The sequence below is a fragment of the Bacillus sp. FSL K6-6540 genome, from assembly GCF_038007545.1.
Genome location: NZ_JBBOXH010000001.1, coordinates 7,054,312 through 7,080,558, shown reverse-complemented (window position 1 = coordinate 7,080,558; position 26,247 = coordinate 7,054,312). Strand labels below are relative to the sequence as shown.

At 51.4% G+C, this 26,247-nt stretch carries 19 protein-coding genes; 12 read left to right on the top strand and 7 right to left on the bottom strand.

The genetic code is table 11. The annotated features are described in order from the left end of the window. The first annotated feature begins 82 nt into the window (after positions 1–82). From MHH82_RS31900 to MHH82_RS31890, 3 genes are all read left to right on the top strand, one after another. Positions 83–2,863, top strand: coding sequence for an endo-beta-N-acetylglucosaminidase (locus MHH82_RS31900; protein ID WP_340969578.1), 2,781 nt, complete (start codon positions 83–85; stop codon positions 2,861–2,863). A gap of 433 nt (positions 2,864–3,296) precedes the next feature. Continuing rightward, on the top strand, positions 3,297–6,365 hold the full coding sequence (locus tag MHH82_RS31895; RefSeq protein ID WP_445661985.1) for an ATP-binding protein: 3,069 nt from the start codon (positions 3,297–3,299) through the stop codon (positions 6,363–6,365). A gap of 35 nt (positions 6,366–6,400) precedes the next feature. Continuing rightward, the gene (locus MHH82_RS31890) at positions 6,401–7,012 is read left to right on the top strand and encodes a hypothetical protein (RefSeq protein WP_036659499.1); all 612 of its coding nucleotides are present in this window, start codon (positions 6,401–6,403) and stop codon (positions 7,010–7,012) included. A 36-nt stretch (positions 7,013–7,048) separates the two neighbouring features. Here MHH82_RS31890 and MHH82_RS31885 read toward each other — a convergent pair whose 3' ends face one another. The 5 genes from MHH82_RS31885 to MHH82_RS31865 all read right to left on the bottom strand — a co-directional run bounded on the left by MHH82_RS31885 (position 7,049) and on the right by MHH82_RS31865 (position 12,175). Beyond that, a complete protein-coding gene (locus MHH82_RS31885) occupies positions 7,049–8,554 on the bottom strand; it encodes an alpha/beta hydrolase family protein (protein ID WP_340969571.1) in 1,506 nt (501 codons plus the stop codon). A 164-nt stretch (positions 8,555–8,718) separates the two neighbouring features. Then, positions 8,719–9,261, bottom strand: coding sequence for a hypothetical protein (locus MHH82_RS31880; protein ID WP_015738039.1), 543 nt, complete (start codon positions 9,259–9,261; stop codon positions 8,719–8,721). 34 nt (positions 9,262–9,295) lie between these two features. Next, the gene (locus tag MHH82_RS31875) at positions 9,296–9,901 is read right to left on the bottom strand and encodes a response regulator transcription factor (protein WP_090909640.1); all 606 of its coding nucleotides are present in this window, start codon (positions 9,899–9,901) and stop codon (positions 9,296–9,298) included. Beyond that, a complete protein-coding gene (locus tag MHH82_RS31870; RefSeq protein ID WP_340969567.1) occupies positions 9,898–11,019 on the bottom strand; it encodes a sensor histidine kinase in 1,122 nt (373 codons plus the stop codon). Before MHH82_RS31870 ends, MHH82_RS31875 begins: the two co-directional genes overlap by 4 nt. Before the next feature lie 19 nt (positions 11,020–11,038). Beyond that, positions 11,039–12,175 (bottom strand): DUF418 domain-containing protein, encoded by a 1,137-nt coding sequence (locus MHH82_RS31865; protein ID WP_340969564.1) that lies wholly within the window; start codon positions 12,173–12,175, stop codon positions 11,039–11,041. 198 nt (positions 12,176–12,373) lie between these two features. On the opposite strand from MHH82_RS31865, the gene MHH82_RS31860 reads away from it, so the two are divergent. The 4 genes from MHH82_RS31860 to MHH82_RS31845 all read left to right on the top strand — a co-directional run bounded on the left by MHH82_RS31860 (position 12,374) and on the right by MHH82_RS31845 (position 15,209). After that, positions 12,374–12,511 carry a hypothetical protein gene (locus tag MHH82_RS31860; RefSeq protein ID WP_340969561.1) on the top strand — a complete coding sequence of 46 codons (138 nt, stop codon included), beginning with the start codon at positions 12,374–12,376 and terminating at the stop codon, positions 12,509–12,511. Next, positions 12,508–13,110, top strand: coding sequence for a hypothetical protein (locus tag MHH82_RS31855; RefSeq protein ID WP_340969559.1), 603 nt, complete (start codon positions 12,508–12,510; stop codon positions 13,108–13,110). Before MHH82_RS31860 ends, MHH82_RS31855 begins: the two co-directional genes overlap by 4 nt. A 64-nt stretch (positions 13,111–13,174) precedes the next feature. Further along, positions 13,175–13,741, top strand: coding sequence for a hypothetical protein (locus MHH82_RS31850; protein ID WP_340969556.1), 567 nt, complete (start codon positions 13,175–13,177; stop codon positions 13,739–13,741). 388 nt (positions 13,742–14,129) lie between these two features. Further along, positions 14,130–15,209: an ankyrin repeat domain-containing protein gene (locus tag MHH82_RS31845; RefSeq protein ID WP_340969553.1), complete on the top strand. Its 1,080-nt coding sequence runs from the start codon at positions 14,130–14,132 to the stop codon at positions 15,207–15,209. 14 nt (positions 15,210–15,223) lie between these two features. Here MHH82_RS31845 and MHH82_RS31840 read toward each other — a convergent pair whose 3' ends face one another. After that, on the bottom strand, positions 15,224–15,607 hold the full coding sequence (locus MHH82_RS31840) for a hypothetical protein (protein ID WP_235201596.1): 384 nt from the start codon (positions 15,605–15,607) through the stop codon (positions 15,224–15,226). 391 nt (positions 15,608–15,998) lie between these two features. Between MHH82_RS31840 and MHH82_RS31835 the strand changes: the two genes are divergently transcribed. Continuing rightward, positions 15,999–18,098, top strand: coding sequence for a cytoplasmic protein (locus MHH82_RS31835; protein WP_340969548.1), 2,100 nt, complete (start codon positions 15,999–16,001; stop codon positions 18,096–18,098). Between the two features lie 84 nt (positions 18,099–18,182). Here the strand turns inward: MHH82_RS31835 and MHH82_RS31830 are convergent, their stop codons facing one another. Continuing rightward, a complete protein-coding gene (locus tag MHH82_RS31830; RefSeq protein WP_036659610.1) occupies positions 18,183–18,617 on the bottom strand; it encodes a VOC family protein in 435 nt (144 codons plus the stop codon). 345 nt (positions 18,618–18,962) lie between these two features. On the opposite strand from MHH82_RS31830, the gene MHH82_RS31825 reads away from it, so the two are divergent. The 4 genes from MHH82_RS31825 to MHH82_RS31810 all read left to right on the top strand — a co-directional run bounded on the left by MHH82_RS31825 (position 18,963) and on the right by MHH82_RS31810 (position 25,932). Then, positions 18,963–22,262, top strand: coding sequence for an Ig-like domain-containing protein (locus tag MHH82_RS31825; protein ID WP_340969545.1), 3,300 nt, complete (start codon positions 18,963–18,965; stop codon positions 22,260–22,262). A gap of 183 nt (positions 22,263–22,445) precedes the next feature. Further along, positions 22,446–23,318: an SMI1/KNR4 family protein gene (locus MHH82_RS31820; RefSeq protein WP_015738028.1), complete on the top strand. Its 873-nt coding sequence runs from the start codon at positions 22,446–22,448 to the stop codon at positions 23,316–23,318. A 217-nt stretch (positions 23,319–23,535) separates the two neighbouring features. Then, positions 23,536–24,276 carry a Bax inhibitor-1/YccA family protein gene (locus MHH82_RS31815; protein ID WP_192570212.1) on the top strand — a complete coding sequence of 247 codons (741 nt, stop codon included), beginning with the start codon at positions 23,536–23,538 and terminating at the stop codon, positions 24,274–24,276. 177 nt (positions 24,277–24,453) lie between these two features. After that, the gene (locus MHH82_RS31810; protein ID WP_340969540.1) at positions 24,454–25,932 is read left to right on the top strand and encodes a protein adenylyltransferase SelO; all 1,479 of its coding nucleotides are present in this window, start codon (positions 24,454–24,456) and stop codon (positions 25,930–25,932) included. The last annotated feature ends 315 nt before the right edge of the window (positions 25,933–26,247 follow it).

The window sequence follows — 26,247 nt, the reverse complement described above, 5'->3', positions numbered from 1 at the left end:
TCTCTCTGTCCTTTCTTTCTTCACTGACAAAGGCTCCAATGTGCGTAAGCGAAATGATCTTCGAATAATAGGAGGTTTTCCCATGAAACGAATCAAACCGGATTATTACGCAAGAACCCAGTGGAAGCGCAGAATGGCGGCCTGGATGAGCACGGCGTTGCTTGCCGCATCCCTGACGGGCTTTGCCGGGGAAGCCGAAGCGGCCCAGCCGCATTCGTCGTATTGGTATCCGAACACGCTGCTGGAATGGTCGCCGTCCAAGGACAAGGATGCCCGTTTTAACCGGGGAACGGTGAAGCTGGAGGATGAGCGCATCCAAGGAAGCAAAGTAAACGGCAATGCCAAGGAAGAAGTAAAGGTGCTATCGATCGCTTCCATGTATCCGAGCACAAGCGGAGCTCCTTCGCAAGGCTCTGAGAAGTTCCATACCTATACGTTCAGCAATTGGCAGTACATCGACAAGCTGGTCATGTGGGGCGGCTCCGCAGGCGAAGGATTAATAGTTCCGCCAAGCAGCGACGTCATCGATGCGGCCCATAAGAATGGGGTTCCTGTTTTTGGAACCGTTTTCTTGCCGCAAACCGAGCACGGGGGCAAAATCCAGTGGCTGCATGATCTGTTAAAGCAGCGGGAGGACGGCACCTTCCCGGTTGCGGATAAGCTGATCGAGGTAGCGACGTACTATGGATTCGACGGCTGGTTCATCAATCAGGAAACGCAGGGCGGAACGCCGGAAGATGCGGCCAAGATGGCTGAGTTTCTGACTTACCTGCAGCAGAACCAAGCGCCCGGCATGGAAGTGATCTGGTACGATTCCATGATCGAGGAGGGGCCGGTGAAGTGGCAGGGCGCTTTGACGGATAAGAACGAAATGTTCTTCCAAAAGGGAAATCAGCGGGTTTCCGACAATATGTTCCTCGATTTCCGATGGCAGTTCAAAGACGAGAAGAACGGCCAATACGATTACATTACTCCGTTCTTGAACTCCCCGGCCAAAGCGGCAGAGCTTGGCCGCAGTCCGTATGATCTATATGCCGGCATCGACGTGGAGGCGAAGGGCTACGAAGGCAGGTTCAATTGGCCGGTTCTGTTCCCGGACGGGAAGAAAGCCACGACCTCCCTGGGCATTTACCGTCCGGATTGGGCGTACAACAGCTCCGAAACCCATGAGGAGTACATGAATAAGGAGCAGATTTTCTGGGTGGGACCCGGAATGAATCCGGCGAACACGTTACAACCCGAAGGGACCGATCCGCTTGCCTGGAGAGGGATTGCCCATGATGTCGTTGCAAAAACCGTGCTGACCGACTCCGAATTCGTCACCCATTTCAATACGGGCAACGGCCATTTGTTTGCGGTGGACGGCAAAGTGATGCGAAGCCGCGATTGGAGCAACCGGAGCCTGCAGGATATTTTGCCGACCTGGCGATGGATCACGGAGACTAACGGCAAAGGCGAGGCCCTGAAACCGGGATTTGATTTCGGCAAGTCCTATTACGGCGGCAGCTCGCTTCAAGTGGCGGGTGCCGTAAGCAAAGGCTCCTCCACCCATCTCAAGCTGTACAAGGCGAATATCCCGGTGGAAGCGACCACGGAAGTATCGCTCGTGTATGCCGACAATGCCAACGACGCCAAGGTGAAGATCGGCTTGGCATTCTCCGATGCGCCGGATCGGTACGAATTTTTCGAGCCTGGCAAGTGGACCGCGACGGGCGCGAATCAGGATTGGAAGCAGGGAAGCGTCAAGCTGAACAAGTATAAAGGCCGTACGATCACCGGAATCTCGCTTCAATTCGAGTCCGCGGCGGATCAGGCGGATTATCGGGCCAACATCGGCCGCCTGGCGGTTACGCAGGTGAACGACAAGGCGAAGAAACCGCACGCGGTGAACGATTTGAAGGTAACCGAGAATGATTTCCGCGATGGAATATATGGGGATGCGCGCTTGTCGTGGGAAGCGCCGAAACAGAATGAAGACGTTCTGTACTATCAGGTTTACCGCGTCCATCCGGACGGCAAGTACGAACTGATGGGCATGACGGGAAATACCGTTTATTACGTACCGGAAATGAAGCGTTCGCTTAAGGAGGAGGCAACCAAAATGGTTGTGATTCCGGTAAACCGCCACTACCAGCAAGGAAAAGCGGCATCCGCCAGCTTCGACTGGCCGGAATATCCGAAGCCGACGGCAGCCTTCAAGGCGGATAAAACCCTGATTGCGCCGGGAGAAACGGTGCAATTCACGGATCTTTCCTCGGAAGTGACGGAGTCCTGGAGCTGGAGCTTCCCTGGCGGGCAGCCGGCGTCCAGCACGGACCAGCATCCTAAAGTGACCTATCCCGAGGAAGGAACGTATGAGGTCACGCTGACCGCTAAAAATAGCGTTGGCGAGGATCGGATCCAGAAGAAGCTCATCACGGTAACCCGGGAAGCCGAGAACGGCGTCGGCAACCTTGCTCTAGGCAAAAGCGCGTCCGCATCCAGCTTTGTGAACGAGAAGGAAGCGCCGCCATTTGCAGTGGACGGCAATGCCGCCACCAAATGGTGTGCCGTCGGAGACGGACCGCACTGGTTGACGATAGACTTGGGAGCCGAGCACAAGGTCAGCGAATTCGTGATCAAGCACGCGGAAGCCGGAGGCGAGCCGGCCGCGTTCAACACGCGGGCCTTCTCCATTCAAGTAAGCTCGGACGGCAAGGAGTGGAAGGATGCCGTCTCGGTCAAGGACAACACGCAAGGGATCAGCAGCCATGCCATCGAACTTACCTCCGCACGGTACGTGCGTCTTCAGATCGAGAAGGCGACACAGGGCGGGGACACGGCTGCACGGATTTACGATGTAGAAGTGCTGGGCTTGAAATAATGCGGATGACTAGAAAGAGTGTTTCCCTTAATTGGGGAACACTCTTTTTTGGTTATTTATATCGCCCCGATCGGTCATAGAATCGCCGTTTACGCCCTGAGCCAGCGCGTCGTGTATAGATTTTGTATAGATAGGGTTGTTAATCTGATGTAGGACACTATATGGATGCTGCGCAAATGACGCGTGCTGAGGACGGCATTGATGGCAAGAATGCTGAAAGTGACCGGTCTGACCGATAAATAAGAGTAACGCAAACAACCATTGATGGCATGGTAGTCATCAATGGTTGTTCTTTCATTTGGGTTTGCAATTGTAAATAATGGAGCTATGCTTACGTTAAAGTGGATTAGGAGAGGAATATCTCTTGGCAAAGAGCCCACCAAGTCACCAAATAAAAAAGAGCCACATTTTATGGTTAATAGGATTACTCATAGTGATTCTATCGAGCATGCGCCTGCTGTGGGTGGAAGTGTTCCCTGATCAACAGCAGGTGACGATAAAGAAGGGGTATCTCGATTTGCGCGAATGGGATGCCGAAGAAGGCGGCATTCTGTTGCTTGACGGAGAGTGGGAGTTTTATCCCATGCAGTGGCTGCTGGATGGGAGCGGGCAGGATACATCAGGCGGGCCGAAGCCGCCGAAGCTGATTGCGGTTCCGGGGGGATGGAATCAAGCTCTGCATGGTAATGGCAAAGCGTCTCCATATGGATTTGCTTCCTATCGCCTGCGTATTCTAGTGAATCCCGAGGAGAAGCTGAATTATAGCATTCGCGTGCCTAGCGTACGTTCGTCATCCGAATTATATGTCAATGGCCGTTTGCTTGCCGAATCCGGGCGGGTGGCGGACACGAAGGAAGCCTATACCGCGAAGAACCTGCCGTATTCTGCAAGCTTTACGGCGGACGGCAACGGCGTCATCGAATTAGTGATTCAGGCGGCCAATTATGTGGATAGCCGAAGCAGCGGCATAGCCAGGTCCATTAAATTGGGTTCAGAGGAAGCCGTGGCCAAAGAAATGAAACTCTCGGTTTCGATGCAAACGCTGGGAGCCGTTATCTTTCTTATGCATTCCGTTTATGCACTCATTTTATTTTTACTGGGGAATAGGGAAAAGAGGCTGCTGTATTTTTCCTTGCTGACCCTCTGCGTAACCCTTTCGAGCATATTGAGCACGGATGAGAAGCTGTTCCATCAATTCATATACATCAGCAGCGATTGGGATTTTCGGTTGTCCAATGCCGCCTTTATGATTGGATGCTATGCGTTGCTGGAATGCACGAATCATCGCGAACTCTCTTATTGGAACAGGGTTCATCCCGTTTATGCCGTCACGATCTTAGGAACTGCCGGCATTACCTTGTTCTTGGCTCCGCCGCAGGTGATCATGCTTTTCCCGGTTTATTTTTTGCTCGGCTGCGTAACGGCCGTCATCACGATCATTGCAATCACCAAAACCATAATGAAGGGCATTAAAGACCATTTGCTGCTGCTTTTTTCCATGGTTGCGTTGGTCCATCATTTCCTGTGGGCGTTGTTCTTGCGGGAAAGCGCCTTAAGTGTTGCCCATTATCCGTTTGACCTGATCCTTTCGATGGGATGTTTGGCCGCTGTATGGTTTAAGGGTTATTTCAAGATGCATGCGAACACGAAAGAGATTGCCGCAACCTTGCAAAGAGTGAATGACCATAAGGATCAATTCCTGGCGAACACGTCCCATGAATTCAAAAATCCGCTGCACAGCATGCTTAACATGTCGCAATCCGTGTTGAACCGGGAACGGCCTTTGCTGCAGGACAGGAGTGTGAAAGAGCTTGAAACGATTCTGACCGTCGGACGTCGTCTAACACTAATATTAAACGATTTGATGGACGTCATGAGTCTGCGGGATGGCAATCCGCGGCTGCAGAAAAAAGCCGTATCGATCCAGCCCATCGTGACGGGGGTGATGGATATGCTGCAATTTAACGCGGAAGTGAAGTCGGTCAGCATCGTCAATCAGATCCCGGAGGATTTCCCTCCCGTCTTGGCGGACGAGAACCGGATGATTCAAGTCGTGTTCAATCTGCTGCATAATGCCGTAAAATACACGAATGAAGGGTATATTTCGATTCAAGCTTTTACAGAGGACGACAGAGCCTATATCGCGATTGCCGATACGGGGATCGGAATGGACGAAACCATGCTGAAGCGCTTGTTCCTTCCGTATGAGCAGGCGAGCGCCAGCGAGACCATGATCGAAGGCGGATTTGGGTTAGGTCTAAGCATAAGCAAGCAGCTCATTGAGCTTCATCGGGGTACGCTTGAGGTGGCCTCCGTTCCAGGGGAGGGCTCGAGATTTACGTTTTCATTAAAGCTGGCAGGGTTCGAAACAGAGGAAGTTCAGCGTGATTCTAACTCTAACGGACCGCCGACATTGCCGTCCATGCCGATGCAGGATACCATTGGGGCCGGTTTGCAAAAAGAGGAGATCTTCCCGCCAGCCGCGATACAAGGAGCTTTACCCGAAAGGAGAAGTAACCGGCCGACCCTGCTCATCATTGACGACGATCCCGTCAACCTTCAGGTGCTTGAAGCCATACTGCCTCCTGACGAATACGAGGTGACGATGGCAACAAGCGGTAAAGAAGCGTTGGCGGTACTGGATGCGAAGGAGTGGGATTTGGTCATCTCCGATATTATGATGCCGCAGATGTCCGGGTATGAGCTGACGCGGAGGATTCGCGAGCGGTTTACGCTCACGGAGCTCCCTGTGCTGCTGCTTACTGCAAGAAGCCAACCGAAAGACATCCAAAGCGGGTTTCTGGCGGGGGCCAACGATTATGTGACCAAGCCGGTGGAGGCCATGGAAATCAGGTCGAGGATTGAGGCCTTAACGACGATTAAACAAACGGTCCGGGAGCAACTCCGACTGGAAGCGGCATGGCTGCAAGCGCAAATCCAGCCTCATTTTTTATTCAATGCATTAAATGCGGTGACGGCCCTAAGCGACGTTGATTTGGACAAGATGCGGAATCTGCTTGAGGAGTTCAGCAACTTTCTGAGATATAAATTCAGATTCCAAGACACGGCTGGACTTGTACCGATCGAGGAGGAGCTGAGTCTGGTGCGCTCGTATCTTTATATCGAGCAGGTTCGGTTTGAAGAGCGGCTGCAGGTGGTTTGGGAGGTAGACGACTGCGGAGCCTTGCAAATTCCGTTCCTTTCGATCCAGCCCTTGGTCGAAAATGCGATAAGGCATGGCGTCATGAAGCGCACTTATGGGGGAACCATACATATTCGAATTTCCGTCCATGCCGCGCATGCCGAGATAACCGTTCAGGACGATGGGATCGGAATGGAAGAAGCTCAATTGCAGCGAATCCTAGAGAGAACAGCAAACCATCAGTCCGGGGTCGGATTGATCAATACGGACCAGCGATTAAAACGGCATTTCGGAACAGGGCTTCATATTCAGAGCAGGTTAGGCGAAGGAACCCGGGTAACTTTTCATGCACGCATCTAAACCTCGGGATAAAACGATATCAGGCGGTGAGATGAATGGAGAGATTGAAAAACAGCGGATTTTATAAACTGAAATTTCTAATAACGCCGGAAGAATTCAACCAAATGTTGACATGTTTTGAGCAAAAACAAGCCAAATTTCACCGTACGAATCATGCCATGACCCAGCATGATCTGGATCAGGTGACTGAGGCGTATCGTACCTATTATCAGTATTTTACGGCGCAAGAACGGCCCGATTACCACCCTTTCTTTGTCTATTCTATTTCGATTGCTGAGGGGGATGAAAGCTCCGGATTCTTTGTCAGAAATGAAGGTGTCTCATTCCCCTACCGGGGACAGTGGGCAGAAGATGAATTACCCTATATCTTGCTCTCCCTTCCAAAGGGAATTCGAATCGATGCAGAGGATGAACGAGGAAAGTATTATCTGTATGAGGATATTCGGGGACACCGGCCGTTGACGTATGTTTTTTTCGAAGAAATGGCAGCATCCATGAAAAAAATGACCAAGCCGCTTCGTTTCTCGGTACAAGCCGCAAACGCTATGCAAGAGCAGAAGCCGGCTGTTCGCATAAGTCAACAAGCGGTGAATGATCTGATTGACTCGTGGATCGTTAAGAAATATGGGCTGGTTATGAACAACTAGAAGGACATATCAGGCACGTATAGAGCGTAAGGCAATCTAGCCTTCCAGAAACACCCGGTCCGGATACTTCACTTCCGGGTATTCCTCCGAGGGGCCGGTTAGAAGCTTACTCTCCATTCCGCGCAAATGCTGATTAAAGAATTCCAGCACGTAGCGGTTGACGATTTCGGCTCCCCTTGATCCATTCATGCTTCCGGTCATGCCGGTCAGGCGGGTAAGCGGAGAGTACAGCTGAAGATCGGTGAAATTATAGTGTCCTGCGCCTTCGATATAAACGGTCCGTCCTAGTCCCTGTTGAGATAAGCGATCCATTAGCTTCAGTTCCAATTCCCGATTCGCCAGAATCATGTCGAATTGTTCTCGCGTTAACCCCAGTGCTTGGAGCTCGGCTTCCGTAGCCGGGGTTTGGCGATACTTCGCCTGCTGTTCGTTCACCTTCATAAAATCCTCCGATTCCATGAACATAAACGGGTTCTCCATGTCGTCCCGGTCCTTCGTTATGAATAGCGTTCCGTCCATATTCACACCGGCTTTGATCCGCGGGTTGGAATAAACGGCTTCAAAGGCTGCAGCCCCGCCGAAGGAATGGCCCATCATGCCGATGTTGTCCAGATCTAAGGCTCCTTTAAACTTGCTGGCGACGGCGCCTGATTGAAGCCTCTCCAACTGATCCGTGACAAAGGCGATATCCTCATTCCACACCTTCAAAATAGTGCGGCTGTCCTCGAATAATCGCTCCTGGGATTGTTCCGTGAGAAAACCGGTTACGCGCCCATCGGGAAATGCGGTGGCGGCCGTGCTGTACGTATGATCGATGGCAAATACGATATAGCCGTGGCTGGCAAGATGTTCAGCCTGGGACGAATGCAAAATTCTGCCGACCCCCATGCCGTGCGACAACAGCACCACCGGATACGGATTCTCCGCCAGCCGCAAATTGGCATGGCCGTTAGCGTTGGCCCGGCTGTATTTCCAATAGTCTAACGCGGCCGCGGGAAGGCCCAGATATTCGGAATATGCTTGCATATAGGTATGAAAGAGCCGTTTATCCTTAGGAAACACCGTAGCTTTCTCGGCGTCATGGCCAGACGCTGCGGCCGGATACCATACCTGAACGATAAGCTCACGTTTGTCGCCTTTTTGTTCGGTAAACGTTTCTTCCCGGTCCGCATCAACGAAATGGAGCGTATCCGTTCCCACCCTGAACTCGCCCGAGGGCTTCGGTAAATGGAAAACCGGCAGCAGTGCCGATAAGGCAACCGATCCGCCCAGCAAAACGACCGAAAGGCCCCATATCGTGTACCGCAGCGGTTTCTTGACCGTTCGGCGTCTGAACAGAACCAACACAAAGAGCAAAGCGGTGACGATGTAGGCCGGAATCATCTGCCACCTGTATCCCTCAACCAGCAGCTGCACGGCGAACAGCAAACCGCCAGCGATGCAGACGATCGCGCCAGCCTTCCGATTTATTGTGTTACGGCTCAACAGTATTATCAGCATCGCAACGCAGGCTGCAACCCACAACATTTCCAGAACTCTCATACGCACGCTCGCTCCTTGTTATCGCAATTATTTGTATGATAACGGATCAAGGTTAAAACGAGCGGATGGTTTCGTTTAAAAAAGGTTTAAATCCGTGCTGTCCTATGTAGGATTCTCCGGTGTCGGTACCGGAGGCTCGCGCTTTTTGCCAAACCTGCATGTTTCTACATATCGGCATCTTTCGGCTCGAGCAGTGCCAGCAGCTCCGAAATGGAGTCGGCATGCTGATCGCTGCCGTTCATAATTGCTTTGAATACAGGAGCCGCTTCCTGCAGCAGCACATAACTGAAGTAATAATAACTGATGAAGATTTCCGCTTCATAACCGGGGGGCTCCTCTTCTTCCCATCGCAAATCGTCTTCTTCGTCGTCTTCCGGCCATAAGTATCTTTCGTCCAGCAGCTTATCCATCGTTTCAACCGTTTGTGCCGAATCCATATATTCCACGGTTATGGCTGAAGCTACGGATAAGTATAATTCCATTTCCTCTGAAGAGACCTGCTCCGGTTTCTGTTTGGCAAGCTCCCGCAGGAGCATAAGCAGGGCCCATGGCGTCGTCTGCCACAGGGTGCCTTGGTGCTCGATCAGGCTGGCCAATTCTTTATATTGTCGTGTTTCCAATAGCCGAGGAATATCCGTACCTCTTCCATAGGCTGTCGTCAACCGCTGCCACGGCACGCTGGCTGTCGTATGGGTCAAAGCGTTCATCTCCTTCACCTCCTACATATGTATCCCGGGGAGTTTACAGCCACCCTTTATCTTCCGCGATCGTGACGGCCTGCTGCCGGGAATCGGCCTCCAGCTTCTGGATGGCGGAGGACAGGTAGTTGCGCACGGTTCCCCTTGTCAGAAACAAGGCTTTGCTGATGTCGCCGGTAGTCATGCCTTCCTTGGTTAACCGGAGCATTTCGATTTCCCGTTCGCTGAGCGGATTCTCCTCCTTCATGAAGAGCGCGGCCGCCAAGTCGGTGCTCACGACCCGCTCGCCCTTCATGACCCGCCGGATGGCCTCAATCAAGAAATCGATGGGCTCGTCCTTTAACAGATAGCCCTCCACCTGTGCATCCATCGCTTTTTGCAAATAACCGGGACGTGCGAAGGTCGTGACGATCATGATTTTGCAGGATAGGCCTGCTTGACGTATGGACTCGGCCAATTCCAGGCCGTTAATATGAGGCATCTCGATGTCGAGCAGGCACACGTCCGGCTGATGCTGCCGAATCGCGTCCCAGGCGCGCTGCCCGTCCGGCACCTCGGCCACCACCTCGATGTCGTCTTCGAAATTGAGCAGTGAGGCGAATGCGCCGCGAAGCATTTGCTGATCTTCTGCAATGACGATTCGAATCATGATGCGTCCTCCTTTTCATGCCGGCGAAGCGGGAGTTTCAGGGACACCTTGGTGCCCCCCTGAGGCAACGGGTCGATGGCGGAGGACCCGCCCAGCGTCTTCATCCGCTCCATGATCGACGGAAGGCCGTTTCCGCCGGCGTTCCCCGCAAGCCCCACGCCGTCATCCGCGATATGGATCCCGAAGGCATGATCCTTCGTTTCCAGTTTGACGGTGCACCGCTCGGCCCGGCTATGCTTGATAATATTGGTCATGGCTTCCCGGACGCAGAGCGCCAGCATCGTTTCTTCCACGCTGGATAACAGCGGGGGCTTCTCCGGATTCTCGATGCTCAGCGCAATTCCTGCCGTATGCAGCAGCTTGGCCGAATGCTCCAGCTCGCTTGCCAGCGAGATGAACTTCATATCGGATACCAGCTCCCTCACCTGCTTGAGGGCGGTTCTGGAGGTATCCAGAATCTCGCCTAACTCCCGTTTGGCCTGGCTCGGATCCTTATCCACCCATTTCGTTGCCAGCTCGCTCTTCATTTTGATCATCATGAGGGTCTGCCCCAAGGTATCGTGGAGATCCCTGGCGATTCGCTGCCGCTCCTCCTGCTGGATATACTTTGCGATCTGCTCGTTGGCTTCATCCAGCTCCCCCTGCAGGCTTTTTGCTTTCTCCTTGATGTAGATGACGATCGGATATACCGACTGTATGATCATGATCGGAAGGTAAATGGCATTGGACGTTTCGAGCAGCGGTTCCTTTCGGAAAACGAACACGAGCAGGAATGATAGGGCAATGGCCGCACAGCCGATGGCGATATGTACCTTGGACTTGGACCGGCCCAGCAAATCGGCGAAAATGATCCCGAACAGCAGGGTGCTCGGCCCCGTATACACCCCGAGTACGCCTACAGCGAACAGGCCTGCCAGCACGGCAGCCAGCAGCCAGCCGCCCCGACGCCATAATGCGACATAGAATGAAACAAGGAACAGCAGGAGCAGCAAAAGGCTGCCCCACAGTCCCAGCGCCGTATCCGAACGAAACACCTGGTAGCATAAGAATACGGTCAGTATGATATCGATGAGCAAATAACTTTTGATCTGATCCCTCGGGTACAACTTATAGAACATATCAAGCCCCCAATTTCGGCTATCTTGATTCGAAGAAACCTATCGCCTGTTTGCGGGCGGTCTCCATGGGCCCCAGCTTAAAGCGGCGGAGCCATAGTGACGCCATGCCCAGCAGAAATGCGGAGATAACCAGCCAGATGGCGATAATGGCCGCTGAATTCAGCTTGCCGGCAAGCCCTAACCCCCAGCCGTAAAAGATGGCGGATGCGATGATGTTCTGGAGCACATAGCAGCTCAGTGACATTTTTCCGACGTTCTCCAGACGGCACCATAGCCATTCCCATTTCGTATATTGTATCATTCTCGCAATGATTGCTATATACCCCATAGACATAAGTGGAGCGAATAAATAGCGCACCGGTAGATCGAAAGCGCCGCCGGGAACGAATATGAGCAGGTTGAGTGGCACGCCGACATATATACCCAGCTTGAATAGCCTTTTTCGCAGCCTTTTGCCGTTGTCATCTGGGGCGAATACGCCTGAGCGCATAAAGCGAACCCCTAGCAGGAACAGAAACACATTGGTCGGAATCACGAGGATGGCTTCCATTCGCAGCGGAAGGAAGTTGGCCAGCCGATATTGGACTTGCTCCATCCAAGTTCCTTCTTGATAAAGAGCAACGATATCGCCAAAACTGCCCAGCGATACGTTTGCGCCGCTCGCCAGCATCAGTCCTGCGAGGGCCAGAATCGCAATAGCGAAGACGCTGCCGATTATGTTCATCGTGCGGGCGATGAGCCGGTCGCCGCCCTTTACGATAAAGGCTGCAATGATGGCGGTAATCCCGTAACTCATCAAGATGTCATACTCCATGACTAATATAAAATGCAGCAGGCCTTCGAGGATTAAAAACAGAACGGCCCATAAATAAACACCAGGCCACGGCTTTCCTTTGCGCTTGGCCTGCCGGTACTTCATTTCCAGACCGACCCCGAACATGATCGTCAGCAGTCCGAGCAGCTTCCCGTTTACCAGAAACAAGACGATCATCCGGAGAAGATCGTCCGCTCCCCACCAGCCGGAGTGATCAAAGGTGGTAATGTAGCGTAGATCCCCCGCATGTGCGAAGATCCAAATATTCGTCCCGAGCGTTCCCAGGATCGCGAAGCCCCGCAAAATATCCAGCAGGCGAATTCTGCCCGTTCGTTGTTCCATTCTTCCATTCCTTCTTTCTTCTAGGTTCTCTTGTCTTTTTATTGTAGGTACGATCTCCCTGGCGCAACATTCACACCTGTAAAGAGATCCGTATGACACGTGTCATAAAAGCAGGGAGAACGAACGGAAGAAGTCGGATGGGGTTCTCGTCATGGCTTGAAAATTGTGGAATAATAGAAGAAAACAGGAGGAGTGATCATGTACATCGTATCGGGACCGAGGCCGCTGTCGGATGGCCAGAGTCAAGTGCTTGGAAGAGAGGAAGAGGGGTTTATCCGCCGGGCTACGTCCGGTTTATGCAGCGATTCGGCGAAGGGACTTACCGCGGGTGGATGAATGTCCAGCAGCCGGATAGGGAGGTGCTGCAGCCTTTTGCCGAGTACGGGTTATGGGAGCATGACGATGACAGTCCCATTACGGAGCCGCAGATTGCAGAGTGTATCGCTATAGGCACAACGGTGGACGGTGATTTTCTGGCGGTGCATCCCCAGACGGCTCAGTTGCTCTGGCTGCCTCGGCATGCGGAGCATATACAAGCAATCTTGCTGCAGTCACGGGAGCGGAACGATGAAGGCCTGTACGCCGCGGTGCTGGATGAAATATACCGTCAGGTGTATGGAAGCAGCCAAGAGGGAGTCGTCTATTACGAACCGTGGACGGGTACGCGGAGCCATCTCTTTTTGCGTTTGCCGCCAGGGGAGGATCAGCCTTCGTTGCTCGAGCTGGCCGGTATGTGTCAAGCGTCCTTTCCGCCGGATCTGTGCGTGGAAAACGAATATACATGCAGCTTGTTCTATCGGGAACTGGGCGGATATGTACGATTCAATTATGCTTATCAGCAAGAGGTAGCCGTCTTCTATGAACAGGATGCAGGGCAGGCATTTGCCGTTATAGAGGCATGGCTCCTGTCGAAAGGGTGCGAAAGGGTATCATAACACTTAGATCCATATCGGTACTCATCAAGTGGGGAACTGCGTTTAAGATAAGGGGGGACATGGGATGAAGCTGGCTTTTTCGCTGGATGCACACGGAACGTGCGTAGGTCAATTAAGGGACGAGCTGCTGCCGTTAGGGGAACTGGCTGCCGCCTGGAAGTTTCCGTTCGATATCTTTGTTGTATTTCACGTTTTGCCGGAAAGTTATGGCCGAAAAACATCCAGACGTTTTGATAGCAGGGATCATACCCTCGACTTGGATATCAGTTTAAGTTATGAGCAGTACCAACGAATGTCCAAACACGAGCAGCGCGAGGCACTGGGGAGTTATCTCTACGACTATCTGTCGGAGTCCGTTGCTAAATATAAAAAGCACGCAGATGCGGAGACCCAAAAACAGCTGCTGGACCGGGTGAAAGAATGGATGCTCGAACACGGTTGGCTGCATGGAAAAATCCATCAGGCACGGGAGCTTCTGGCGCAGGACATCGACCTCTATGAAATCAGCCGAACGCTGCAAATGCCGCTGGAAGAAGTGGAATATATGTATCTCCGCATGAATGGACATGAGCCTGCAGACGTTCATCCCGATAACATCGCAGCAGGAAAAGCCCCGCCATATCCTTTGTAGGCGCCTAAGGAGCGGAGCTGTTCGTGTGATAGGAGCGTATCAAGCGACAGGGCTAGAGCTGTCCCAAATCTCGAACTGCCGTCTCCAAGATCAGCCGCGTATCTTCCTTAAGCTTGTCATTCAAATGCTCCCCGATGTAAGGGACAGCCGTTTCGCCGAGCTCGATCAGCTGCTCGTACGCTTCATAGTTCCACTGATTAGTTTGCCGATCTGCATATCATATGCACTCATTGCCTTGAACAACTCCTTTGATTTGATCGTTTATGCCATATTCAACGCCTGCCGGAGGCATTCCTGCCTTACACATCATGTGAAAGGAAAATTCGTTCCAATTATTGAAATAAGGAAGAAGCATACATACACAGGATTTACGCAGGGAGGAATATCGATGATCGTTCTGAAAGATATCGGTAAATTCGAGGAACTGCCGGAGATTGCGATGCACATCTACAAAGGGAACATTCCGGCTTTGCAGGAGGCAATAACCGCAGGCTGGGATATAGAGGATGGCATCGTACTAAGCAAATACACGACGGTAAGCCCGCTCGATCTGGCGTTGATCTCACAGCGCATGGATGTTGTGAAGCTGCTGGTCGAGCACGGCGTTAACCTGAATGTCCATCATAATCCGGCTTTTTTGCGAGCGGTGCGGTACGGCAAGGAAGATATCGTTCGTTATATCGCAGCGCAGGGCGCCGAGCTGGATAAACTCAATCAAACCGGGTCAGGCGCATATGCACAGGCCTATTACGGCAACAAAAAAAACATCCCGCTCATTCATGAGCTGGGATTGGATCTCAAGCTGCATGGCAGCGCGGTGCTGCGCCAAGCCGTGTCGGACCATGATTATAAGACACTCGATTATCTACTCGATCATGGGGCGGACATCAATTATAATCAGCCCGATATGGTCTATCCTTATCAAGCGACTCCGCTAACCGTGGCCACGCGGATGGGGAATCAGCGCATGGTCAAGCATCTGATTGAGCGCGGCGCTGACGTAACGTTGGCGGAAAAGGACGGCGAGCGGCCGTATACGATTGCGGTCGGCAATAAGGATACCGACCTGGCCGACTACTTGAAATCGCTGGAGCCGGCCGAGTTTCATAGCTTAGAGAACAAGAAGTATGCGCTGAAAAAGTATAAATTGACCGAGGAACTCGTCAGCTTTCTGACAGGAGACCAACTGCGTCTAGAGCTCGCGCACAACGAATACGAAATCGGGTATATCGACTTCTTCACATTGACCGATACAATCGAGATGAAAGTCGGGCGCCAGAAGCTTTTGCGCTTGTCAGCCGACATTGACAATTACTCCGATCTGCAGCTCGTATGGAATCCGAAGAAAAAGGGCCTGATTGGTTGTTACGATGTGGAGCATCAGACGTACGCCGATCTATGCAGCTTTTCCGAGTTCCTTGGGCAGCCTGAATCGTACCTCATCCGTTTTCTTGAGGGAGAGCTGTAATCGAGAATTCATGGTCAAGGTATATAGGCGCCTACGACCTCGAATTTCAACTCATTATCTATGGTCATATGCCTTACTTCGATGATATTGCCTTGTTGGAACGTTGGGATGCTTATGATCGGGATAACGGTCCTTACGACGGTATGGATCGTCCCGCCATCCGGTTTCGTGACGCTTAGGTCGAGCAACACTTCAGGTTGATCGTTAACCTGCACATTCGTTTGCCGGATCGAGTTGATCTGTGCTTGAGCGGGCGTACCGCTCGCGAGAATCGTCTTGCGCTGCACGTTTCGGTTGTTGTACGCCCGTAATTCCTTGGTGAATTTCGCGATGAAGAAGGACGGCGTGATCAGTGAGAAAATGACGATGATCACAATAAGGGTCGTCAATGGCTGCACCTCGCTTTCCAATCATAATCGGAATTCTAAAATCGCACGGCTTCCATTTTAAGTTTATTTTAGCAAAAAAGATAAGTCCAGGCGTTTCGCTTTTTTTTATCATCTATAAGAGTGAAATCATTCCTCATTTTCCAAAGTCGTAATACTTTCGCCCTGTTTGCCGGCTGCAAGGTATGGGATGATGGGTTCATCAAAGATTTGAGGTCATGGACTTTGAACCTTTGGCCTTCAGGCTATTGCGATCCTTCCTTCTATTTCAATTGGCGAACCTAGGGTCGCAGCTTTCCTGAGGGAGTTTGATTCAAGAGAGGAGGCGTCCAGGCTATCATAGTTCCTTCCTTCTATTATTCTTTCAATGACATTAGGGGTATGGCTTTCCTGGACTCTTTATATGATGAACTCGATTTATTTACGAAGAGCGAACAAATTGATGGTTGATGCAGAGAATGAATCGGATCTTCTCCCGAAAGCTTATCTGGCGACGGCCGTGAAGAATATCGAGCACCTTGGGTATACGTTCTCGTATCCATTGCTGCACGCCGTGCGAGCCTTATCCAAAGAGCAGTTCGAAGCGCTTTATCAACCGCTGATTGACGATCTAAGGGTGATGGTAGGCGCACATGTTAAATATGAGCCGATGTATCCCGCGTTCCCGATGCAGGTGATGGAGGAAGAGGATGCAGAGCTCTATCTGAATGCCATCTATCATTATCTGACTTGGGATCTGCCTGCATATGAGCATGAGGAGAGACCTCCGCTGCAGGACGAAGTCCAACTGAAAACCATTGATCTGGGAAGCAAGGCGGATTTCTATGTCATGATACGTCAGCTGATCCAAGCTAAAGGTTCCATCTCCCCAACGGATAAAGAGGATATTGAGGCCGTTATTGAGATTGTCGATCTCGAGGAACTGGATGTCATCCTCCCTCCCGATATTCCGTTCAAGGAGAATGCGGGATTCGTGGCAGCTGCGTTAATGAAGCACGACAAGGGGAATGTCGAGCGGATCGGGCGTTATTTCAAAACCGCAACCGATGTCCTTCGACTGGCGGTGGCATGGTCAGGCGGAGATGTCAGTCTGGCGGAAGCCACCCGGTTTCGCAAATTTAAGCGGCGCGAAAGACGGCTGCTTCTGGGATTGCTGGAACGCTGCCATCCGATAACGGAGGATATGCTCAGATTTAAGGACCGCTGGATTCGTTTGGGCGAAATCCTCCATCCTTCCGAATATAAGCACCGGTATAAACGCTGCGAGGAAGCCTTTGATATTTTGCGGAATCATAAGCCCTTTACCACCTATAACGGTAGTGTCGAGCTTGCATTTCAGTACAACCAGGTCTGGAATTTGATCGATTTATTGATGCAGCGTCCAGGCGAATTTGCCCGCAGATTGGATCAGTTGCTGCGATCCACCGAACATACGGAGTATGTCGTTCTGGCGTTTGGCGAGGTGGCGAATCAAGTATCGACGCCGGTCTTGCTGCAAGTGAATAATCATTTTGCCCGTCGCCGTGAACCTCAAGAGCTGCGCGTCTTTTTCCCGAAAGGAAATGTGGCTAAAGCCTTTGCCGTACCCCACACGCTTCCGGAGATCGATGAAGCGGCATGCCGAGACATCGTGCAGGTATGCGAGCAGGTGCTGGTCCAGCGGTTCGCCTCGCTGCCGCCCTTGGGGAAGGCCTATGTCGATAAGCGATTGAAGGATTATCATGTGCCGTTCTCGCATAGATCGGCAAGCAAAGCCCTGCATACGTTGGTTCGGGGAAGCCGCGTGCCGATGGCGGAAGGGGATACCATCCGTTTCTTCAGCTGGTGGAAGGAAGGACGCGTGAACGGGGAGCCTACTGGCCGCGTGGATATTGACCTGTCCGCCGTCATGTATGATCACGACTGGCAGTACGTCGAGCATATTTCTTATACGAATCTGCGGTCCTCCCATTACAGGGCCGTGCACAGCGGGGATATCGTGTCAGCTCCTCAAGGAGCATGCGAATTCATTGATCTGCATATTCCAACCATCGTCCAATACGGCGGACGATATATTGTGGCGACTCTTCATTCGTATACAAATCAACCGTACTGCAACCTGCCGGAGTGCTTCGTGGGCTGGATGATGCGGAAGAAACCCGGTTCCGGTGAAATATTCGAGCCCTCGACGGTGGCTAATAAAATCGATGTCGCCGCCGATACGCAGATCGCTATTCCCGTTATCCTGGATTTGGTGGAGCGTACGGTCATCTGGACCGATCTGTCCCTAACCAGACATCCACACTACTACAACAATGTAGAGGGGAATCAGAAGGGGATGGTCTTGATGGGCAAAGCCATGACAGCCCTGCGGAAGCCCGATCTGTACGATCTGTTCATGCTGCATGCCAAGGCAAGAGGAGAGTCCGTAGACCATGCGGAACAGGCGGAAACGATCTTCTCGGTGGAACATGGGGTGACCCCGTTCGATATTGAGCATATTATGGCGGATTATGTTGTGTAAGTTCATGCGGATGCCGTTATGATTAGGAGCAGCTTAGGCTGCTCCTTTTTTGCTGGATCGAAGAGTGAAGAAGCATGTTTTTGGTTACCCCTGCATTCCGGAATTCAGTATCTCTAGGTAATGAGCATTGTACATGATGCCAAGTATGTTGCCGAATGGATCGGTGACGGATGCCGTGATGAACCCTTCCCCACGGTGGGTGAGCGGTTCATATTCTTTGGCTCCCATGGATTTCAATCGGCCGAGGGTGGCCTCTATATCATCGACATGCCAGTACATGATCGCTCCGCCGGGGCCGGACATTGGCTGTTCAGGGGCAAAACGGCGATCGATGAGACCCAGCTCGTGCTGGTAGTCTCCAATCCGAAATTCGGCGTAAGCCAGTTTCCCGTCGGGACCTGACCTTTCGAAGTATGGCCCCATACCCAGCAGATCGGAATACCAAGCCTTTGCCGCTTCCATATCATCTGCCCAGTAACTGATGGTCGCAAATCCCCGCAATGTTTGGTTTCTGTTCATCATTTATTTACCTCCTAAGACGTTTAAGATTGGTTTTATGGCTATTATGAGTGGTGATGACTGACGCCTTTATGTCAGTGTTTTGGTTTTTTCTAAGCGCCGGAGTATTTGGTTAACACGATAGGAGCTATCATTTTTATGATATGGGGATGTAAAATGACGATTTTCATGACAGCAGTCACTATTTTGAAAGAAATGGACGATATACAATAGAAGGCGGTTGGAATTTGTCGATAAAAGTAATTCACATCATATGGAATATGGCGTAAACTGCGATAATTCCGACGGTACGTACATAATTGGATAGGTTAAGGAATTTGACACCACTCATTAGGGGAGGCACATATGCATATTGTCAAGAAAATAGGGCTGTTATCTCTAATCGTATCTATTGTAGCTGGGCTGTTGTTTCTTAAGCCGACCGGTGTAGTCTATGCATCGTCTCCGACGGCCACGATCGTGGTTGCCGATACGACGCTATCGATTGGTGAAACTTCATTGGTAACGATCACGTTCTCGGAAGCGGTAACAGGCTTTACGCTAGCAGACCTGACAGTAGCGAATGGCACATTAAGCGGTTTGAGCTCGTCCGATGGTGGGGTCACATGGACGGCAACGTTAACACCAACTACTGGCATCACAGATGCAACCAATGTCATTACGCTGGATAACACGGGCGTACAGAATGCGGCAGGTAATGCGGGAGCGGGTACCACGGATTCTAACAATTACGCAATCGATACACGGAGGCCAATAGCTACTATTGTAGTTACCGACACGGCGTTATCCATCGGCGAAACTTCAACGGTGACCATTACATTCTCGGAAGCGGTAATAGGCTTCACCAATGCAGATCTGACGGTAGCGAATGGCACATTAAGCGGTTTGAGCTCGTCCGATGGTGGGATCACATGGACGGCGACGTTGACGCCAACTTCTGGCATCATAGATGCAACCAACATCATCACGCTTGATAATACGGGTGTGGCCGATTTGGCGGGCAATGCGGGTACTGGTATCACCAGTTCCAACAATTATGCGATTGATACGACACAGCTGACAGCCACGATTGTGGTTGCCGATACGACGCTATCGATTGGTGAAACTTCATTGGTAACGATCACGTTCTCGGAAGCAGTAACAGGCTTTACGCTAGCAGACCTGACAGTAGCGAATGGCACATTAAGCGGTTTGAGCACGTCCGACAATATCACGTATACGGTGACGTTAACGCCAGACACCGGCATCACAGATGCAACCAATGTCATTACGCTGGATAACACGGGCGTGGCCGATTTGGCGGGCAATGCGGGTACTGGTATCACCAGTTCCAACAATTACGCAATCGATACACTGAGACCAACCGCTACTATTGTAGTTGCCGACACGGCGTTATCCATCGGCGAAACTTCAACGGTGACCATTACATTCTCGGAAGCGGTAATAGGCTTCACGAATGCAGATCTGACGGTGGCAAACGGTACGCTGAGTGCCGTGAGCTCGTCCGATGGTGGGATCACATGGACGGCGACGTTGACGCCAACTTCTGGCATCATAGATGCAACCAACATCATCACGCTTGATAATACGGGTGTGGCCGATTTGGCGGGCAATGCGGGTACTGGTATCACCAGTTCCAACAATTATGCGATTGATACGACACAGCTGACAGCCACGATCGTGGTTGCCGATACGACGCTATCGATTGGTGAAACTTCATTGGTAACGATCACGTTCTCGGAAGCGGTAACAGGCTTTACGCTAGCAGACCTGACGGTAGCGAATGGCACATTAAGCGGTTTGAGTACGTCCGATGGCGGGATCACATGGGCGGCGACGTTGACGCCAGTCCCTGGCATCACAGATGCAACCAATATCATTACGCTCGACAATACGGGCGTACAGAATGCAGCAGGTAAAGCGGGTAAGGGTACCTCCGATTCGAACAATTACGCGATCGATACACAGCGGCCGACCGCTACCATTGTAGTTGCGGACACGGCGTTATCTATTGGGGAAACTTCATTGGTGACCATTACATTCTCGGAAGCGGTTAGTGGCTTCGCCAATGGGGACCTGACGGTGGCAAACGGTGCGTTAAGCAGCGTTAGTTCAACTGACAACATGACATGGACAGCAACGCTCACGCCGAATTCCAATGTAGACTCGGCGACGAATACCATCACGCTTGATAACTCGGGGGTGACCGATTACGCAGGTAATGCGGGAGCAGGCTTGACGGAATCCAATTCGTACTCAGTGTTCACGGTGCCGGCATCTGCGGATTTAAGCAGTGTGACGTTATCGAACGGGACACTAAGCCCTGTCTTTGCTTCTGGAACAGAAGTGTACACGTCAAGCGTGCCTAATTCCGTTTCCTCGCTGACCGTAACCGCGACTGCACTCGATAGTCGTGCCACGATGACGGTTAACGGTAATTTAGTAATAAGCGGGCAAACAAGTTCCAATATACTGCTGAACGTAGGATCCAATACGATTGTGATTGTTGTAACGGCAAGCGATCAATCGACGAGAACCTATACGATCACTGTGACCCGTGAGAATAGTTCCTCTACCGGTGGTGGTCCTTCTAATGGGGGAGGTTCATCCACTGACAGCGGTTCGTCTACGCCACCGGCTCTCATAGACAATACAGTTACATCATCCGATGGAAAAATCACGCTGCCAACAGGAAGAGCTGGGTTGGTTAGCCTGGGGAAAGAAATCATCATTTCCATTCCGGCGGGCGCCACATCTCAGGAGCTGAAATTATCAATTCAGAAAATTCGAAATACCGAAGCTCTCTTAAAGAACAACGAGGTTTTGGCAAGCCCGGTGTTTGATGTTCTAACAAACGTCTCAGGGAACTTTAGCAAACCGGTGAAACTGACTCTAGCTTACGACGCTGCAAACTTAAAGAGCGATCAAACGGCGGCCGTCTTTTATTTTGATGAAGTGAAAAAGGCATGGGTGAAAGTCGAGGGCGGCATGAAACAGGAGAATGATATATCCGTAGAGGTCAATCACTTTTCGAAGTATGCAGCACTCGTAGTAAATAAAGCCAACGGAATGCCCGTAGTCGACAAAACAACAGACCCGACAACGGAAATTTCCTTTACCGATATTTCCGGACATTGGGCCGAAGTCAGCATTAAGGAAGCGATACGTGAGGGTATCGTAACGGGATATCCCGATGAAACGTTTAAGCCGGGCAATACCGTGACGCGCGCTGAATTTTCCGTCATGCTGATGAATGCACTGAAGTCAACCGATGCTGAAGCGGAGTTGATATTCACGGATACAGCATGGATTGGGGAGTGGGCCAAGAAGGCAGTTTCGCAGGCTGTGCAGGCGGGCATTATTCATGGCTATCAGGATGGATCTTTCCGTCCAAATGCGAAAATGACGCGCGCTGAGATGGCAGCAATGATTGCAAATGCACTCGAGCTATCCACCAAGGAAATCCCCACCACCTCTTTTACAGATGACAAGGCTATTCCTGCTTGGGCGAAAAGCTCTGTTAAAGCGCTGAAGGAACTTGGCATTGTTAAGGGAGTAGGCGCAGGCGAATTTAATCCAAGCGCTCAAACCACAAGAGCAGAGGCCGTAATCGTTCTGATGAACATGTTGGGTCAATCCCAATAAAGATAACGACGAATACAGAGGACACCGATAAGGTGTCCTCTGTATTCGCATTGAGCGTAATAAACCGCAAGTGTGCTTGCTTGTTGTCATATACTTGATCCGTTCTCTGGCTTCCATGCTGGAGAGGGCTATGCTGGAATGGTATAATTTCAGAAAGGATGAATAGAGTGGGAGGCATGAACGATGAGTGAGGAGCTTTTGGAGCAGCTGGAAGAGTGGCATGAAGAGGACGAGTTTGAAGAAATCGTAGATGCGATTACGGAGATCCCGGAGGAAGAGCGGGATTATGCGCTGATCAGCCATTTGGGCCGGGCGCTGAACAATCTCGAACGTTACGAAGAGGCGGTTGAGCAATTTCTGTCCATTCAGGAAGAGGGCAAGGACGATCCGCTGTGGCATTACCGCATTGGGCTCGCGTATTACTATTTGGACCGTTACGAAGATGCTCGGAGAGCGTTTGAAGTGGCCGATCATTTAGAACCTGGAGATGAGGATACGCTGGAGTTTCTGGAATGGATCCGGAACAAAACGGCTCCGAAGCCAGCAGAGAAGTCCAGTGCCGCCGTGTCTTATACGGATCCTGACGTACTGAATTTCTGGGATGACGACGCCCCGAAAGCTGACAAATACGTCTCGGCTCCGCCTACGGACGAGCTGATCGAATCCGTGGAGGAAACGCTGGTCTTCAAGCTGCCGGCATCTTATATTCAAGCCATGAAAATACATAACGGGGGTATTCCCCGAAACCGGAAATTCCCTATAGAGGATGGAGCACAGGATTTTATTGAAATATCAGGTGTTCTGGGAATCGGACGAGACAAGAAAAAATCCCTGTGCGGAAGCCTGGGCAGCCGCTTTATGATCGAGAACGGCGGGTATCCTGAGATTGGCGTGGTGATCTGCGATTGTCCGTCCCCGTCCGAGGTCGTGATGCTGGATTACCGTTCATCGGGGAACGATGGGGAGCCGGAGGTTATTCATGTGGACAAGGCCAGCGATTACAAGATCACCCGTCTTGCCGCGAACTTCGAGGCCTTCATTAGTGGATTGGAGTAAAAAGATAGGCAAGGCGAATTCACGATCCATGATCTCGCTTCTAACAAAGAAAGCATCCCCTGCAGGAGATGCTTTTTCTTTTTGCATACAGTTATCGTCATCATAGCTAGTTTCTAGTTCGTTTAGATTCGTCCGTAATGCAATATTTTGCGCATCCTAAAATATTCCAACCTATGTTAAAATGGATATAAAACAGACAGTTAGGGAGGCAATTTATTTGATAGGGCGCAGTGGAAATCCGACACTCAACGAAGAAACCTTTGAGAAGAGTGGGTATTACAACAACCAAGAAACGATGACGATTGGCGGAACGGTGAACAAATCGTTCATGCTGCTCGCGCTGCTAATCGGGGCAGCGGTCATTTCTTGGGTTATGTTTTTTAACGGGTATGAGGTATTCCCGTTCATGATCGGCGGAGCGATCGGCGGTTTTGTCCTGGCGCTGATCATCAGCTTCGTGCCGAAGGCAGCACCGTATCTGGCGCCGATCTACGCGATCCTGGAAGGCTTCTTCCTGGGTGCATTATCCGCGCATTACGAATATCTGTACTATGGCATCACTTTGCAGGCGGCTTTACTGACGATGTGCATATTCCTGGGCATGCTGCTCGCTTATAAGACAGGTCTGATCCGGGCGACGCCAGGCTTTAAAAAGGGGATTATCGCGGCAACGATCGGCATTGCGCTTGTCTACCTGTTTAGCATGGTTCTCGGCCTGTTCGGCGTAACGGTACCTTACCTGCATGACAGCACACCGATCGGTATCGGAATTTCCGTTGTGATCATCATCATCGCCGCACTGAATTTCGTGCTGGATTTTAACTTTATTGAAGAGGGCGCGCATCATGGCGCACCTAAGTATATGGAGTGGTACGGCTCGTTTGGTTTGCTGGTAACACTCGTCTGGCTGTATATCGAAATTATCCGGTTGTTGGCGAAGCTGGCGAATCGGGACTAAGGATTCGTATGAACCAAACATCGCTGTCGAGAGATTCTCGATGGCGATTTTTTTTATGAATGCAGCAATTAACCAGCAGAATAATAAATTTCCTTCAGTAAACCCTACAAAGAGCGACTTGTGTTTAAATAATAAGTGAATAACGTCACCATCAAACTGCTTGAAGAAGGAGATCCCATGACCAACCGGAAAGCTTTAAACGATATAGGATGGAATTTCGACAATAGTTACGCGAAATTGCCGGCATCTTTTTTTACCAAGCAAGATCCCACGCCTGTGCGCTCGCCGGAGCTGATTGTTCTAAACGAACCGCTGGCAGCGTCGTTGGGATTGGACGTCGATGTTCTGAAAAGCCCGGAAGGAGCGGCAATGCTCGCTGGCAACGAGATACCTGAGGGGGCCGAGCCGCTCGCCCAGGCATATGCCGGGCACCAATTCGGATATTTTACGATGCTTGGCGACGGCCGTGCGATTCTGCTGGGCGAACAAATCACGCCGCAGGGGGAACGCCTGGATATTCAGCTCAAGGGCTCGGGCCGGACGCCGTATTCCCGGGGAGGCGATGGCCGGGCTGCCCTGGGTCCGATGCTGCGCGAGTATATCATCAGCGAAGCCATGCATGCGCTGGGCATTCCGACGACCCGCAGCCTGGCGGTTGTGGCGACGGGTCAGCCTGTCACTCGTGAAAGAGATCTGCCGGGCGCCATTCTGACCCGCGTGGCTGCAAGTCACGTGAGAGTGGGGACGTTTCAATACGTTAGGGGAGCGGGCACAACCGAAGATTTACGGGCTTTGGCGGACTACACCCTGCAGCGGCATTACTCGAAGGCAGACCTTGGTGACGGTGCCAACCGTTATCTGGTCTTGCTTCAGGAGGTCATCCAGCGTCAGGCGGCCTTGATCGCCAAATGGCAGCTTGTCGGTTTTATCCACGGGGTGATGAATACCGATAATATGACCCTCAGCGGCGAAACGATAGATTATGGGCCTTGTGCCTTCATGGATACCTTTGACCCGAATACGGTATTCAGCTCCATCGACTCTCAAGGCCGCTATGCCTATGTGAACCAACCGTATATTGCGGCTTGGAATCTCGCAAGATTGGCCGAATCCCTGTTGCCTCTGCTGCATGAGGAAGAGGAACAAGCCGTCAAGCTGGCCGAGGGTGCGATTGGGTCCTTCAACGATCTGTATCACGAGCAGTGGCTTGCAGGCATGAGAGCCAAGCTGGGGATCTTCCATGAAGAGGAGGACGACGAATCCCTGATCGAAGACCTGCTCAAAATGATGAAAAATTACCAGGCAGACTATACCAATACCTTCCGTGCGTTAACGTTTGACAAGCTGGAGGACACGCCTCTAAACGGCACGCCGGAATTAGCTTCCTGGTACGAGCGCTGGCAAGCAAGACTTGGCAGTCAGCAGGAATCCAGGGACCAATCCCATCAGCTGATGCGCAGCAGCAATCCTGCGGTCATTCCGCGGAACCACCGGGTGGAGGAAGCGCTGGAAGCCGCCGAGAACGAAGGGGACTACAGCGTGATGAAAGAGCTGCTGAACGTTCTGTCTAATCCCTACGCGCATTCCCCGGAACAAGCGGAATATGCGATCGTGCCCGAGCGGTCCCGTCCTTACCGAACCTTCTGCGGCACGTAAGGGAAGGATTGCCACCCCGTGGAACGTCCCGAAGATTATTAGATGGATAGTATGGGGGCTCCGTCGTTCGCCTGATTATAACGATCCCCATCCGTTGATTATCGTGTATCACAGGAAACGGATGTGAAAACCGAGATCCTCAAGTAGACCAAGCAAGAATGACCCTGCTTGGTCTTTTTTATATATAAAATACATCAAAAAAGCCCCTGGACCAAGCATCCAAGGGCTATAAATCGTATGGCTATTTTATTCAAGACCTAATTCAACATCATAGCAGAGCCGAAAGAAATAGTCTATATTTTTCCCCGGAAATGC